Source organism: Bacteroides sp. AF34-31BH, from assembly GCF_003602795.1.
In the GTDB taxonomy this organism is placed as follows: domain Bacteria; phylum Bacteroidota; class Bacteroidia; order Bacteroidales; family Bacteroidaceae; genus Bacteroides; species Bacteroides uniformis.
In genome coordinates, this window is sequence record NZ_QTLV01000004.1 from 282,964 (window position 1) to 298,117 (window position 15,154).

A 15,154-nucleotide genomic window follows, 5' to 3' on the forward strand; every position below is an offset into this window, starting at 1 on the left:
AAAGTGAATTAGCAAAAACAGCTAAAAAATGACTATTTGGCACAAAAACAACGTTCTGTATAGTAATTATGCACAGCTATATTAAGGATTTTAAGACAGCTAATATACTTCATATAAACATTCTGAGTCTTTGTTGGGGGCTTTTGAAGAAAAAACAACATTATTTCATTTTTTCATATAAAAATCTTTGGTATTATTAAAAATGTGCCTATTTTTGCACCATATTTTGTGTTATACGAACACACAAAATGGTTGAAAAAGATGAGGTATAAAAACTCTAACATAAGAAAGTGCCTAAATACTAAAACAATAGCACAGTGTGCAACGTTCTTTTTATACTGTTTGCTCCCTTTAAAAGGGATTTGCCAAACGGGGGAAAGTACTGTAGATGCTTTAGTGAAAATGGGATTTGAAAATGTTGGATGGACAGAAGATGGCAATGAACGTGTGTATGTTCTGCAGAACTCTACATATCGTTTGCAAGGCGTAGGCATAGGCAAAGCGGTGGATGTTATTCAAAAGATGGGTTTACCGGAAGAAAAGTCATGCCGGATAATAGTTCTGGACAATAATGTACCTCAGATTTCTCTTTATTATCATCCCATAAAGGGGGATTCGGTGCTCCAAGCAGAACGTGATGACTGGAATGTAAGCTATGAATTGGGTGATACTTGGAAAAATGCACGGAAAATAAAGTTGAAAAATAGTTCTTTGTTCAAGATTGATGTATTGGTATATCCTCAATTAGCTTTCAAGAATCTGGTGATTACACAGATTTACCAGGTCTTGTTTGATTTGAGTCCTGCGATAGAAGTTTCGTTATGGAAAGGTATGAAATTAACGGCACAGTTGAAAATACCGGTTTATAATGATGGGTATGGAAGGTTTGAAGATAAAGTTCATCCAGGACATATTACAATTTCACAGCGTTTTAGATTACCGTATAATGTGTTTGGTAAAGTGACTGTGGGATGTTTTAGTGCTGACCAATATGGAGTGGACGCCGAATTTTATCGCCCTTTTAAGGATGAACGCTTTTCCTTAATGGCTCGGATTGGGTATACAGGAATGGGATATTGGAGCGGATTTCGCTATGTATATGATCCTTCGACAGCACTTGTTACTTGGTCTTTGGGCGGTAGCTTTTATTGGCCGCAATTTAACACTCAGTTTAATCTGAAAGCAGAACAGTATTTATTGAAGGAGAAAGGTGTTAAATTTGAAATGATTCGCCATTTTCGCTATTGTTCGATTGGTTTCTATGCAATGAAAGCAGAACATGCAAAGATGAATGGAGGCTTCCGATTTCAAGTGGCATTACCTCCTTATAAATATAAAAGGAAAGGATATATACCTCGTGTGAATACCTCTGCTAATATGGGCATTGTTTATAATGCAGGTAATGAAAGGTACTATTATAGACAGTATAAAGCGGAAGTTAGTGACAATATAATGGAAGAAAATAGTTTTAACCCATATTTTATTAAGTCAGAATTGTTAAATTTTTAATTAATTAATTGAGATGAAAAAGATTAAATTCTTAAACGGCATAAGTGCAGTATTTGCGTTAGCCGTAGTAGCTTTAGCTACAACTTTAACTTCTTGTGAGAAGGAAGAGTTCAACGTTAATGTAACTCCTACTAATGCACAAGCTGTTATTAGTCCGATTGTGCTTGCTATAGAGGATGGTGTTACTACAGATGTAACTGGCCAAGCCACTATCGCACCTGCAGAGTTGACATTTACTGGTAATCCTACTCTGGCTGCTAAGAGTGTTGATGTTACAGCTTCTTATAATGGTTTGAGTGCAACTGTTACAGTTAAGGTTCCTGCTTTGCAAGCTGGGCAATTTGCTACTCTGACTCCGACTATCATTCTTCAGGAAGAAGATGCTGAGACTAAGATTGTAGCAGAATCTACAAAACTTGAACCAGTAACGGATCCTAAAGTTAAGACTTGGGATAACTACGAGCTTTATTGGTTTGACATTCCATCATTCCCTTATGTAGTAAAAGAAGGTGCAAAAGTAGGTGCAAAGAAAATCAATACAACTGATCTTATTGAACGCGCAGCTATTGAATCTTTCTTTAACACGCTTGAGAATACATATGAGGAAACGACAGTAACAACACCGGAGAATAAGTATAAAGTTTATGCTAACTCTAGAACAACTGCATCTATTACTTATACTGTTGTAACAACTGAATATAAAGTAGTGAAGAAGGCTGTAACAAAAGCTGAAACAGAGCCTTTAGCTTCTATTGAAGTAGATGATTATACAACTTCTACACTGTTTGTTCTTGAAAATCAAGATATTCCTGGTCACGGTCATAGCCACGGTCATGGTCATGGTCATGGTGAAGGCAATGCCGGTGGTGGTGTTGGTGAACTTGATTAATAGAAGTTTTAGTTGTTATTTATCTTAAACTCAAGAGAAAATGAAAAGTAAATTAATGATAGCCTCCTTACTATTGGCAGGCGCTTGTGCAGCAAATCTGAATGCACAGGAAAAAACGAACTACTACACTCCGAAATGGAGCGATAATATTTTTGTCAGTGTAGGTGGTGGTATCCACGCCATCAACAATGACGGTTTCAATAAGATTGCTCCGCATTTCAGCGTGTCAGTTGGTAAGCTGATTACTCCGACTTGGGGTGTACGTGCTCAGGTAAACGGTATTACTCAGCATCTGTGTTTGGATGATGCATATTGGGAACACAACAAGACTTATGTAGGTGGTAACATTGATGCAATGATCAATCTTTCTACATTGTTTGCCGGCGCCAATCCTAACCGTTTCTTCGAAGTTTACGGTTTCTTGGGACCTCAAATTTCTGTAGCAAAATCTCAAAATGTGGATATTACAATTAGTGCTGACGGTACTTCGCAGTCTATGGCTCCTGCCGGTGAAGCTGAAATGCGTGCACGTATCGGTGCTTCCGCCGGTTTGGGCTTGAAGTTCAATATCAACACTAAGTGGGCTATTGATGTAGAAGCTCGCGGTGCTATCGCTCCGTCCATTTTCGGTAACATCAGCAGCCATCGCAAGGCTGAAGGCACTGGCATGTTGACCGCAGGTGTTAGCTACATCTTCGGTGGCAAGAAATTTGTGAAGGCTTCCAATATCGACGAAGATGCTATCAATGCGGAAATCAACAGATATAGAAGCGAACTGGCTCAGGCTCAGGCTGACCTGGCTAACTGCAAGAATGCACTGGCCAACGCTAAACCTGAAGTTAAGGAAGTGACTAAGGAAGTTGAAGTTGCCGGTCCGCGTGCTATCTTCTTCAAGATTGGCAGCGCCCGTCTGGACGACTATGGCAAGGTTAACATCCAGTTGGCTGCTAAGATTCTGAAGGCTAATCCGGATAGGAAGTACAAAGTTGCCGGTTATTGCGATAAGGCTACCGGTAGCGCTTCTTGGAACCAGAAACTGTCTGAAAAGCGTGCTCAGGTTGTTTACGATGCTTTGATTGCAGAAGGTGTAAGTAAAGACCAACTTGAGCTCGTAGGATTCGGAGGTACTGAAAACATGTTCGGCAAGAACTTCCTGAACCGTGTAGTTATCCTGGAATAATAACTCCAAGTGACAAATAGACTCTAAAAATGAAGGCGTCTGGGACTCAGACGCCTTTTTTTGGTACTATGTCCGATGCATGTCATAAAGCAATCCATTTTTTATCAGCGACTGAATTTATATGTGATGATGAAGTTTAAGCTATTCTTTATCGTTCTGTTTTGCAGCCTTTCCCTTTCGGCCTTTTCCCAGTTGACGTATGGTACGACCGGGCTGTTGCATGCGCCCTCTGCGGAGATGCAGCGTGACAAGACTTTCATGGTTGGCGGTAACTTCCTGAACAAGGAGCTCACACCACCCACCTGGTACTATCATACCTACAACTACTTCCTGAATGTCACAGTCTTTCCCTTTCTGGAAGTGGCCTACACGTGTACACTTTTCAAGGCGGAGGCGTTGGGATTGAAGCCATACGGATACAGCGGATTCACGAACCAGGACCGTTACTTTTCCGCCCGACTGCGTGTGTTGAAGGAGGGGCAGTTCTGGAAATACATGCCGGCTGTCGTGCTGGGGACGTCCGACCCGTTCACTTCTTCCGGAGGGGGGCAAGTCGGCACCACGGAAGGTAACGGATATTACAGCCGTTTCTACATTGCCGCCTCCAAGCATATACCCGTTGTGGGTAAAGAGGAGATTGGTGTCCATCTTTCCTACCTTTACAACAACCGCAAGGAGTACAAGCTGAATGGCTTTGCACTGGGTGTCACCTACAATCCGTCCTTCCATCCGCAGCTGAGGGTGATAGCGGAATATGACTCCAAGGACTTTGCCTTGGGAGCCACCTATCTGTTGTTCAAGCATCTGCATGTGCAGGTGGAAATGCAGAGGATGAAATATTTCAGTGGAGGGCTGACATACAAAATTCATCTGAAATAAGAAATAAGAAGTAACCCAAAGTCTCAGTGACTCCATTAAAAAAGCAGCTAAAGTATGACATCCAACTTTAACTGCTTTTATTCTAATATACCAATTTTACATTGTCAATCCACAACGAATTACCGGGAGAACCTATGTAAGCACCACCGTGGCTGGAGGTAAACTGTAACAACAAATGAGTAGGCACATCATCTTCCGTTCCCCAGGCAACCTCCTTAATAGGTACGCTCTCTCCTTTACTATTAACTGCATAGCGTTCTTCAACCTGAAGACGCATCATGTGGGCCTTGTACGCAGGGTCACCGGTAATATCACCGTACATGATGGAATAAGTGGCATTATTATGCCAATCGGTAGTAGTATAATATCTTACGACCATCGTTCCTACGCGCTTGGCATAGATATTCCCCTTCTCATCTTCCCAACGCTTTTGCAGAAACAGATTCACTTCCGGGAAGTCCTTTCCTTCCACATCTGTGATACGGCTAAAGCCCGTTGCACGGATACGCTTCTCGCGGTCGGACATCTTTACTTTATAATCAAACTGTATGGCGATAGGTTTCTTTGTAAACGGTATGCCGGAATTCAGCATTTTCTGCGGATTTTTGGTTCCCTTGATAGGTTCGTGCACCTCACCCAGAAACATAGAGCCGGCAGCCAGCACCGTGATATCTACTATTCCAAAAACCTTCACACTCTCCATACGGGTGTCCATGCGGGCGCAGAAACCATCCCCTCGCTTTTCCGGAAAAACAGAAGTATTAGTTTTCGTGATACCGGCTACCCGGGCCATCACATTGGATGTCGCCCACGGCGAACCTCCCATATTCTTGTATGCCTTGGTTTCGGTGACAGTAGCAGTAGGGCCGATGGCATACACATTCTTCGTGGCACCGCCAATAATACCGGATTCCTTGATTTGGCGGTCAATCCATTGATCCATATTTCCGAAAGGAATCATCTCTACCTCGTGCTGCTGCGCAGAAACGGCTCCGCAACAAAGCATGGCAGACAGCACTCCCAACATACGAATTTTCTTTTGAATCATTTCTCTCATTGATAATTGACAATCATTATAAATCGTACTTCCACTGTTCCAGCGCAAAATTCCAGTTATCCTGAACCAACTGCACTGTACGCTCATCATACTTGTATTTATTCTTCTTATATCCTTTCTTTCCGCCTACATACTTCTCAATATCGGCACGCGCCTCTGCAAAGCCCGGAATGGACAAAGCCTTGTAGATATGTTCAGTCATTCCCATTGCGTCCGCTTCGAAGTCCTCAAACTTCACCTCTATCAAGTTTCCTTCAGGAATACATGCCTTGTCCGCTTCGTATTTATGATACAGTTTGGCATAAATGGACAAAATATTCTTCTCAAGCTCCTCATTACTGATATCCTGCAGTTTCAACGGCTGAATGGTGTTAGTAAAGAAACTACGTGTGCTTTCGAAAACAGTATAAGGATTACGCATCAGATAGATAAACTTGGCATTGGGGAACATCTTGACAAGCTCTTTCACACGTCCCGTATGAGGCGGATTCTTACTAAGAAACTGGGTTCCGTTCGTATTCCAAAGAGAAATCTTTATCAGTTTGACGAAAGTCTCCTCAAATACTTTCAGCTCTTTCTCTGTGATGTCATCAAACAGCAGGTATTTATCGGCATACTCTTGCTGATATTCGGGCAGAAACCAGAAATTATAATAGGTGTAGGGCATCATATTTGCCAAAGCAAATTCCTCTTCTTGCGGAAGGTCAACGGCAAGTTCCATATTGTCCGTGGGACGTTTGTCCGGCATCAACCAACTCATGTTCTTCTTGAAGAAAGGCTGCCCCCACATCATAAGATGCGGAAATACAGTCTGGTATGTCGTGTTGTAGCCGAAATGCTTGTCGCAGGAGAAAACATTATGCACAAACGTAGTCCCGCTACGCCAGTGTCCCAAAATGAATACCGGATCATGCTCCAAGGGCTTATCTGCCAGGAGCTTTTCATAGCGTCTGTCCTGCAGAGGAGCCAAAGTGGACAGCAGGCGGCAGACGGCTTTTGTCAGCCGATACTTACCTTTGTAGGCAGCACCGATGTCACGACCGCCCGTTATATCCTTGAATGTTTTCCAATCCGCACCTACCAGGGTGTTTATCGGAAGCTTATTGAATTCTAACAATCCCATTATTATCTTTATATTAATATGTTATGGTTTTCTTCCGGTGATACCGAGAGAGAACTGCAATACTTATAAAGAAGTACTGCGCTCTATCCGTACAGCCACGCCCTGGCGTTCCAGCTCTTTCACAGCCTTTTCTATAGCTTCGTAATGTTCGGGAGCTATACCCAGCTTAGGCAAATTCAGTATAGGCAGGTCCTCAGCTAAGTGCATGTCCTTATCCTCCACCCTATCGATAATCATACCTACAGCACTGGTATTGTTGGTTATCGGGTCTATCAGAATAAACGAACCGGTAGCCTTATTCTGCTGATAAGGGTCAAAGAAAAGCTCTTTGGCAGTGGTCAGCACCACGCGCGCAATCTGATTGAGCTGCATCGGCAATGTTTCCTTGCTCAACTTTCCGTTGTCAATGGAAAGATGCTCCATCGTATTGACATCCACCTTATACTTGATGCTGTCGATGCGGGTGCGGCTTATATTGGTGGTCTGTTTGATGAAGAATGATTTGTTGATATCCATCGGCTCTTCATCCATCCAAACCAGCATCGTTTCAAAATTGCGGTCCATGACGGGCAGGTTATCCGGATGTACCAGCATTTCTCCTCTCGACACATCTATTTCGTCCTCCAGAGTCAGGGTGACGGACTGGGGCGGAAAGGCGTAATCCAATTCGCCGTCGTATGTAACTATACTCTTGATATGCGACTTCTTACCAGAAGGCAATGCCATCACTTCATCTCCCTTACGAATAATACCCGAAGCCACCTTACCGCAAAAACCACGGAAATCGAGATTGGGACGCAAGACGTATTGAACCGGGAAACGAAAATCCTTCAAATTATGGTCGTTGTCAATATGTACCGTCTCCAGAAAGTCAAGAAGTGAAATACCCTCATACCAAGGAGTACGTTCCGATTTCTCCACCACATTGTCGCCATCCAAAGCTGACAGCGGAATGCAGTTTACGTCAGGAATACCCAATGGAGCTATAAACTTCCGGTATTCATCGACTATCTCATTAAAACGTTCTTCGGAGAAATCCACCAGGTCCATCTTATTGACAGCAAGCACCACATGCTTGATGCCAAGCAACGACACCAGAAAAGTATGCCGGCGCGTCTGCGTAATGACACCCATACGTGCATCCACCAGAATAATTGCCAAGTTAGCTGTAGAGCCCCCGGTAATCATGTTGCGTGTATATTGCTCGTGTCCCGGAGTGTCGGCAATGATAAACTTACGATTGTTGGTCGAGAAGTAGCGGTATGCCACGTCGATGGTGATGCCTTGTTCGCGCTCCGCCTTCAAGCCGTCCAGCAAAAGGGCGTAGTCAATGTGGTCGCCGGCATTTCCCATGCGCTTGCTGTCGCGTTCCAGTGCGTCCAGCTGGTCCTCATATAGTTTCTTGCTGTCGAACAACAGACGGCCTATCAATGTGGATTTTCCGTCATCCACAGAACCGGCAGTCAGTAAGCGCAACAAGTCTTTCTGCTCATCCTTATCAAGAAAAGCCTTTATATCAAGTGTAGAATCGTTCATCCTTAATGATTTAATTTTTAATTCTTAATTTTTAATTCCTTTAGAAGTATCCCTCGCGCTTCTTCTGCTCCATGCTTGCGTCTTGGTCGAAGTCAATGACACGGGTCGTCCGTTCACTCTTGGTGGTGGTCATCATTTCCTCGACAATCTTCTCGATGGTATCGGCATCGCTTTCCACAGCACCGGTCAGCGGCCAGCAACCCAGCGTACGGAAACGCACCATACGCATCTTTATCTGGTCGCGGTACTGTTCCGGCAAGCGGTCGTCATCCGCCATTATCAGATTTCCGTCAATCTCCACACAAGGACGTTCCTTGGCAAAATACAACGGCACAATAGGGATGTTTTCCAAACGTATATATTGCCAGATGTCCAGCTCCGTCCAATTACTTAACGGAAATACGCGGATACTCTCTCCTTTATGTACCCGGGCATTATAAATATCCCACAATTCGGGACGCTGATTTTTGGGGTCCCATTGATGGAACTTGTCGCGGAAAGAGAAAATACGCTCTTTGGCACGTGACTTCTCCTCGTCGCGACGAGCACCACCAAATGCCGCATCAAACTTATACTTATCCAATGCGTGGAGCAAAGCCTGCGTTTTCATCAAGTCCGTATGCACCTTGCTGCCATGCGTAAAAGGCCCGACACCTGCATTGAAAGCTTCCATATTGCTTTCCACTATCAGGTTCCAACCATACTTCTTGGCATACTCGTCACGGAACTGTATCATCTCCTTAAACTTCCACTTGGAATCGATGTGCATCAACGGGAACGGCACTTTGCCGGGAGCAAACGCCTTTTCGGCCAAGCGCACCATAACCGAAGAATCCTTGCCGATACTATACAGCATCACCGGATTTTCAAACTCCGCTGCCACTTCACGGATAATATGAATGGACTCTGCTTCGAGTTCCTTCAAATGGCTCAATTTATATTCTTCTTTCATTATATCTTATTTCTTCTGAATTCTTGGTAAAATGAGTTCCAACAGTTTATTGACCGATTCTTCCAGGCTGAGAACAGAGGTGTCCAATGTCAAAGCCGGATGAGCCGGTTCCTCAAAAGGCGCGGAAATACCTGTAAAATTCTTGATTTCTCCCTTACGTGCCTTGGCATAAAGTCCCTTCACGTCACGGCGTTCACACTCTTCAAGCGGGGTACTGACATAAACTTCCAGAAAATCGTCTTGTCCGATAATATCAGCCGCCATTTCACGAATATCGTTATTAGGACTGATAAAAGCCGCGATTGTTATAACACCCGTATCAAGAAAGAGTTTGGAAACTTCGGCTATACGCCGGATATTCTCCACACGGTCGGCCTCCGTAAAACCGAGATTATTGTTGATGCCACTGCGGATGTTGTCACCATCCAGGATACGGCAAAGCAATCCTCTTTTATGAAGTTCGCGCTCCAAGGCAATGGCTATCGTACTTTTGCCGGAGCCGCTCAAGCCGGTAAACCAAACCATCACGCTGTGCTGCTTCAACAAGTCTTCTTTGTCTTTCCGCATCAGCATTCTGTCAAATATCGGATATATGTGGTTGTTTTCTTCCATATGTTATTATTTCTTCTTTTTTTTAAAATGGCCAAATTAAAGGAATCAAGAAAATGGATATCAGGAAAGTAATGATATTCAAAGGTAATCCGATGCGTACAAAATCCGTGAACTTATAGTTACCGATACCTTGTACAATCAAATTAGTCTGATACCCTATAGGAGTGGAGAAGCTGGCGGAAGCCGCCATACAAATTACAACGAAGAAAGGCATCGGACTGACTCCCATCTGTGAAGAGATGGAAAGTGCCAACGGGAAAGCGAGTGCCGCGGCCGCATTGTTCGTAATCAGTTCTGTAAACAAGTTCGTTATGATAAACACAGCAGCCAGCAACACGTGGGGGCCATAATGATGGCTCATGCCTATAATGAAACGCGCCACAGCATCTGCCACTCCGGAATTCACCATCGCCTTGCTGATAGCAAAAGCACAAGCAATCGTTATCAGAATATCCCAAGATATATATTTGGTATACTTGCGGGCCGGAAATATCTTTGTCCAGGCCATAATGATAGTAGTAATGGAAACGAAGAAAAACATATCCAACTTGATTTCCGGAAAAGCTTCCTTGACAACCGGAAGTTCACCAACCGTTGCACCCACTATCATCAATATCAGCAAAGCCAAGGCAAACCAGCGCTTTCCCTTTCCGGGCACTGGTTCCGTATCCTTGCCATTGGCCAGCAACACGAACACCGAAGATTCCCCCCAGGTCTTTACAAAAGAGTCATCAGCCATCACCACCAGCGTATCCCCTTCGCGGAGATATTCATTTTCCAGATTTCCAACAATGCTCTGACCGCTACGCTTAATCTCCTTCACTTCGGCCCCATAATGCCGCTTGAAGTTAAAATCACCAAGTTTCTTGTTGATACCGGGAAAACGGGCGCCGAGTACAGCTTCCACCCGATGTAAATCTCCATGCTCCTCCGGTTCCTCATCCAGCTTTACCGCATCCGTACGAACATCCGGCAAAAGCCTTGAGGAAAAAGCGAACAGATAAAGGATGCCTGCAATCGCGACGAAAATGCCCACTTTACCCAACTCGAACATAGTAAAGCCTTCATATCCGGCTTCCAATATCATACCATGCACCACCAGATTGGTCGACGTCCCTATCAGGGTGCAGATTCCGCCAAGTATCGTCACATAAGAAAGGGGTATAAGGAACTTGGTAGCAGGCAATTTTACAGATTCGGCCCAACGCTTGATAATGGGAGCAAAGATAACAACCACCGGAGTATTGTTTAGAAAAGCTGAAATAAAAGCAATGGTGGGCAACATACGGAACTGCGCTTTAAAGACCGTAGTCTTACCTTGGGGAAGCAGCTTCTTGATTACTTGCCCCAAAGCACCCGACTGCCTGATGCCTTCACTGACCAAAAACAGCATGGCAACAGTCATCATCCCCTTATTACTGAACCCTTCCAGCATCTCCTTAGGAGTGAGGATACCTGCACACAAGAACAATACTACGACAGAAAAGAGCACCATGCCCGGACGCATTTTATCCAGAACCAAGGCAATCACCATGCCCAACAATGCCAGCAGCACAAACAATATCTCAAATGTCATAAAGTCGTTATTTTATTTCGGTATGCTTGGGTTCTACGATAAACCACGGATTCAGCAAATCCTCCTTATTATATTGCAAAGGTTCTTCCTTCCCCGCCTGATAAATTTCCATTCCGGCAGCACGTGCAATAGCATGCCCAGCCGCCGTATCCCATTCCATCGTAGGGGCAAAACGAGGATATACATCAGCCTTGCCTTCAGCTACCAGACAAATCTTGATGGAACTTCCACTTGATATAAGCTCAACTTCCGCATGGCTGCATTTCATTTTCTCGATATAATCTTCTGTCTCGGGCGTCAGATGCGAACGGGAAGCCACAATTACAAACCGTTCGTGCACGCTTGTTTCCGGCAGCCGGACAGCTTTCGCAAGCAGTTCATCCCACGACATTCCATCACGTGCAGTAATACCGGATAGTTTATAAGCACCCGAATCATGCACTCCAAAATAGAGCTCCTTTTTTACCGGCACATAAATAACTCCCATTACCGGTACCGAGTGATGCACCAAAGCTATATTCACTGTGAACTCACCGTTCCTCTTGATGAACTCCTTCGTACCGTCCAAAGGGTCTACAATCCATAAAGTTTCCCAACTCCGTCGTTCCGAAAAAGGCAAATGTTTGCCTTCCTCGCTTAGCAGAGGGAAAGGTGTATCAGCCAAAAAACGGCAGATAGTTTCATGAGCCTTACGGTCGGCAATAGTAAGAGGAGAATTATCCGCTTTTTTTTCTACCTGAAAATCCGATGCCGGATTATCGTAAATGGAGAGAATTTTCTCGCCAGCCTGCAAAGCGGCATCAATCGCATTCAGTATATATTGTTGTTCCATACTATATTCTTCTCAAAGATAAGGCACAAAATTAAAAACTTTTTTAGGTCCGAAAGTTTCCACCTCCGGTTTTATAACTTCTTTTAAACGAAAGAGAGAATATTATAAGCACTTTTCACAATCAGAAAAATCAATCCGGAGCAGAGAAATAGAGTGAAATATTCACGAAGGAAGAGGAACTAAAGAGACTGTGACAACATGAGTTTATCTGGGTCTTTTCTCAATTAGTCCGTTAGTTCACAGTACTGAACACTTTGTTTCAACCTTTAAAAACAAGTTGTTTCAGTATATAAAAACATTTTGTTTTTATGCGATAGAACGAGATGTTCTGTTAAGAGAAACAAAGTGTTCTCTTTAATGAAACAAACTGTTCTGTTAAAGGAAACACTTTGTTTTGCCAAACCAAACACGCGACAGCGCCAGCCTTCACATTCTTTCGGCATATCATGAAAAAGGCAGTAACTTCGCAGTTACTGCCTCATCTTGAAAGGAAACATACATTCCTTTCTGTTATGAATTACCAAAAAGAATTCTATTAATTGACGCTATACAGCAACCATGCCTTCTGGAAGTCATCATTCGAAGGATGTTTAGCTTTGAAAGAGTCGCGCAGATTCTCGGCGGATGCTCTGTCATCGAATGTACCGATAACTACACGATACAGGTTTCTTTCTGCATTGTAAACCACCATTGCAGTATAGCCTTCATTCACCAATGCCTGCTTCACACCTTCCGCATTAGCTTTCACGCTATAAGCTCCGCAAACTACACTAAAGGTTTTCAAGCTGGTACCACCTGATACCACAGTCACCTTTTCCTGACGCATGCCGGCAGGTGCACTTTCCACCACCTTTACTTCTACCGGAGCGGTAACCACTGGAGCCACCTCTTCAGCAGGGGCAGTTGTTTGCGGCTCGGCCAATTCCTGCTGTTTTGCCTTTTCATATGCTTTCTTATAAGCACTTTCACTTGATTTACAAGAAGAGAATGCCAGAGCTATGCATACTCCCATTCCCAATACGGCTAATTTTTTCATCTTTTCTATTGTTTTTATTAGTAAAATCGTCTATTCTTATTCTTTATCTCAAAATTTCCGAAAAATAGATTTCGTACCCTCATATTCCAAACGCAATGAAGAGTAGGACAAATCTTCTACTTTAAAGGTACATTTTCCTTCCGGCCACCCGAAATAAGTATCATAATTTTTATCGTTAACGCTTTCAGGCAACAAAATAATGGAAATTTCAGCACCTTTCAAAGAATAATTTCCAAAAAACGTAGTCAACCCTCCATCTTTCAACAAACATATGGCAGAAAAACTTCCTTTTTGAAAATTATAGAATACACTGTCCACCTTCTCTGATGTACCGTCGGCATATTGATACTGACGCAACTGCCACTTACCGGCCAAGTCACCCCCACCATTCATGCAAGCGGTCAAAGTACAAGCCACCAATACAATCCAAAGATATTTTAAATGCAATTTCATCATTTTTCCATGCCACTATCTAAATATGGAACAAAAGTACACCATAACATGCGATTATACCTCAGCATCCTTAGTTAAATATAATTAAACCCCTCCATAAAAAGAGATTTCCCGGAAGACTTGACGTATATTTGCCAAATATAAACAGGGCATGAGGCTCACTTAATTGATTACATGACATTTGAAAATTTGAATTTGATAGAACCTATATTGAAGGCTCTTCAAGAAGAGGGGTATTCCACCCCTACCCCAATCCAGGAAAAATCGATCCCTATATTACTTCAAGGAAAAGACTTATTAGGATGTGCTCAAACCGGAACAGGCAAAACCGCCGCATTTTCCATCCCTATCTTGCAAAAGTTATATAAAACGGATAATCGCAAAAGTATCAAAGCACTCATTCTGACGCCGACCCGCGAGTTGGCCATACAGATAGGAGAATCCTTCAGTGCATACGGTAAGTATACCGGACTGAGACATGCCGTCATCTTCGGTGGTGTAGGACAAAAGCCACAGACAGATGAACTGAAACGTGGAGTACAAATACTGGTTGCAACTCCCGGACGACTGCAAGACCTGGTCAACCAAGGTTTCATTAACCTAAAAGCACTCGAATTCTTCGTATTGGACGAAGCAGACCGGATGCTGGACATGGGATTCATACATGATATCCGACGCATATTAAAGCTATTGCCCGCAAAACGGCAGACTCTCTTCTTTTCGGCCACAATGCCTCCGGAAATAGAGACCTTGGCAAACTCCATGCTGACGCACCCCGAGAAAGTGGAAGTCACCCCTGCATCGTCTACGGTTGACACAATCTCCCAATCAGTCTATTTCGTTGAGAAAAAAGAGAAAAAAGACTTACTGATTCATCTGCTGAAGAATCCGGCTATCAAGTCCGTACTTATCTTCACCAGAACTAAATATGGAGCAGACAAACTTGCACGTACCCTTAGTAAGTCCGGAATAAGAGCCGAAGCCATACATGGAAACAAGTCGCAGAATGCCCGACAGCGAGCACTGACCGGCTTTAAGAACCATGAACTGCGTGTACTGATAGCAACCGATATTGCAGCACGAGGTATCGACGTGGACCAACTATCACACGTCATCAACTATGAGTTGCCCAACATTCCGGAAACATACGTGCACCGTATCGGACGAACCGGACGTGCCGGCCACGACGGTATTGCCCTCTCCTTTTGCGAATCGGAAGAACTGCCTTACCTGAAAGATATCCAAAAATTGATAGGGAAAAGTATCCCAGTAATAAAAGAACACCCTTTTGTCACCGCCGATGGTTTAAAAGCCCAGAAAATCAAGACTGAAGAAATTAAGGCCAAAACCAAGGAAAACAAAATCTATCGCGGGAGCCGTACGAATGGAGACTTTTGGAGAAGAAAAAAGCAAACCTCGCAAAACAACACCCAAAAAGGAGTTGGAAGATAAAGACAATCATAAAAAAACTGATATTCCGAACAAAGTTTCAAAAAAATTTGTTAGTTTTGTCGTACGAA

General features: G+C 43.5%; 14 protein-coding genes. 5 read left to right on the forward strand and 9 right to left on the reverse strand.

What is annotated here, in order from left to right; all coding sequences use genetic code 11:
* The first annotated feature begins 261 nt into the window (after nt 1-261).
* The 4 genes from DWZ67_RS09255 (at nt 262) to DWZ67_RS09270 (ending at nt 4,457) form a co-directional block, all read left to right on the forward strand.
* Nucleotides 262-1,509, forward strand: coding sequence for a hypothetical protein (locus tag DWZ67_RS09255; RefSeq protein WP_120138672.1), 1,248 nt, complete (start codon nt 262-264; stop codon nt 1,507-1,509).
* A gap of 13 nt (nt 1,510-1,522) precedes the next feature.
* The gene (locus tag DWZ67_RS09260; RefSeq protein ID WP_005827864.1) at nt 1,523-2,398 is read left to right on the forward strand and encodes a DUF3869 domain-containing protein; all 876 of its coding nucleotides are present in this window, start codon (nt 1,523-1,525) and stop codon (nt 2,396-2,398) included.
* A 40-nt stretch (nt 2,399-2,438) separates the two neighbouring features.
* Nucleotides 2,439-3,578, forward strand: a complete 1,140-nt coding sequence (locus tag DWZ67_RS09265) for an OmpA family protein (RefSeq protein WP_117866199.1) — start codon at nt 2,439-2,441, stop codon at nt 3,576-3,578.
* A gap of 126 nt (nt 3,579-3,704) precedes the next feature.
* The gene (locus DWZ67_RS09270) at nt 3,705-4,457 is read left to right on the forward strand and encodes a YjbH domain-containing protein (protein ID WP_118930937.1); all 753 of its coding nucleotides are present in this window, start codon (nt 3,705-3,707) and stop codon (nt 4,455-4,457) included.
* Between the two features lie 82 nt (nt 4,458-4,539).
* On the opposite strand, the gene DWZ67_RS09275 is transcribed toward DWZ67_RS09270, so the two are convergent.
* The 9 genes from DWZ67_RS09275 to DWZ67_RS09315 all read right to left on the reverse strand — a co-directional run bounded on the left by DWZ67_RS09275 (nt 4,540) and on the right by DWZ67_RS09315 (nt 13,634).
* Nucleotides 4,540-5,505 (reverse strand): PCMD domain-containing protein, encoded by a 966-nt coding sequence (locus DWZ67_RS09275; protein ID WP_057088318.1) that lies wholly within the window; start codon nt 5,503-5,505, stop codon nt 4,540-4,542.
* 25 nt (nt 5,506-5,530) lie between these two features.
* Complete coding sequence (locus DWZ67_RS09280) at nt 5,531-6,637, reverse strand: sulfotransferase family protein (protein WP_087332663.1); 1,107 nt, start codon at nt 6,635-6,637, stop codon at nt 5,531-5,533.
* A 63-nt stretch (nt 6,638-6,700) separates the two neighbouring features.
* Nucleotides 6,701-8,173, reverse strand: coding sequence for a sulfate adenylyltransferase subunit CysN (gene cysN / locus DWZ67_RS09285; protein ID WP_120138674.1), 1,473 nt, complete (start codon nt 8,171-8,173; stop codon nt 6,701-6,703).
* A gap of 40 nt (nt 8,174-8,213) precedes the next feature.
* Nucleotides 8,214-9,125 carry a sulfate adenylyltransferase subunit CysD gene (cysD, locus tag DWZ67_RS09290; RefSeq protein ID WP_005826557.1) on the reverse strand — a complete coding sequence of 304 codons (912 nt, stop codon included), beginning with the start codon at nt 9,123-9,125 and terminating at the stop codon, nt 8,214-8,216.
* A gap of 6 nt (nt 9,126-9,131) precedes the next feature.
* Nucleotides 9,132-9,737, reverse strand: coding sequence for an adenylyl-sulfate kinase (gene cysC / locus DWZ67_RS09295; protein WP_005826559.1), 606 nt, complete (start codon nt 9,735-9,737; stop codon nt 9,132-9,134).
* 22 nt (nt 9,738-9,759) lie between these two features.
* On the reverse strand, nt 9,760-11,313 hold the full coding sequence (locus DWZ67_RS09300) for an SLC13 family permease (RefSeq protein WP_035448034.1): 1,554 nt from the start codon (nt 11,311-11,313) through the stop codon (nt 9,760-9,762).
* Between the two features lie 7 nt (nt 11,314-11,320).
* Complete coding sequence (gene cysQ / locus DWZ67_RS09305; RefSeq protein WP_057281802.1) at nt 11,321-12,145, reverse strand: 3'(2'),5'-bisphosphate nucleotidase CysQ; 825 nt, start codon at nt 12,143-12,145, stop codon at nt 11,321-11,323.
* Nucleotides 12,146-12,680: 535 nt separating this feature from the next.
* Nucleotides 12,681-13,181, reverse strand: a complete 501-nt coding sequence (locus DWZ67_RS09310) for an SPOR domain-containing protein (protein ID WP_005826564.1) — start codon at nt 13,179-13,181, stop codon at nt 12,681-12,683.
* Between the two features lie 48 nt (nt 13,182-13,229).
* Nucleotides 13,230-13,634 (reverse strand): lipocalin-like domain-containing protein, encoded by a 405-nt coding sequence (locus tag DWZ67_RS09315; protein ID WP_172685027.1) that lies wholly within the window; start codon nt 13,632-13,634, stop codon nt 13,230-13,232.
* A 174-nt stretch (nt 13,635-13,808) separates the two neighbouring features.
* On the opposite strand from DWZ67_RS09315, the gene DWZ67_RS09320 reads away from it, so the two are divergent.
* On the forward strand, nt 13,809-15,086 hold the full coding sequence (locus DWZ67_RS09320; protein WP_057281801.1) for a DEAD/DEAH box helicase: 1,278 nt from the start codon (nt 13,809-13,811) through the stop codon (nt 15,084-15,086).
* Nucleotides 15,087-15,154: the final 68 nt, after the last annotated feature.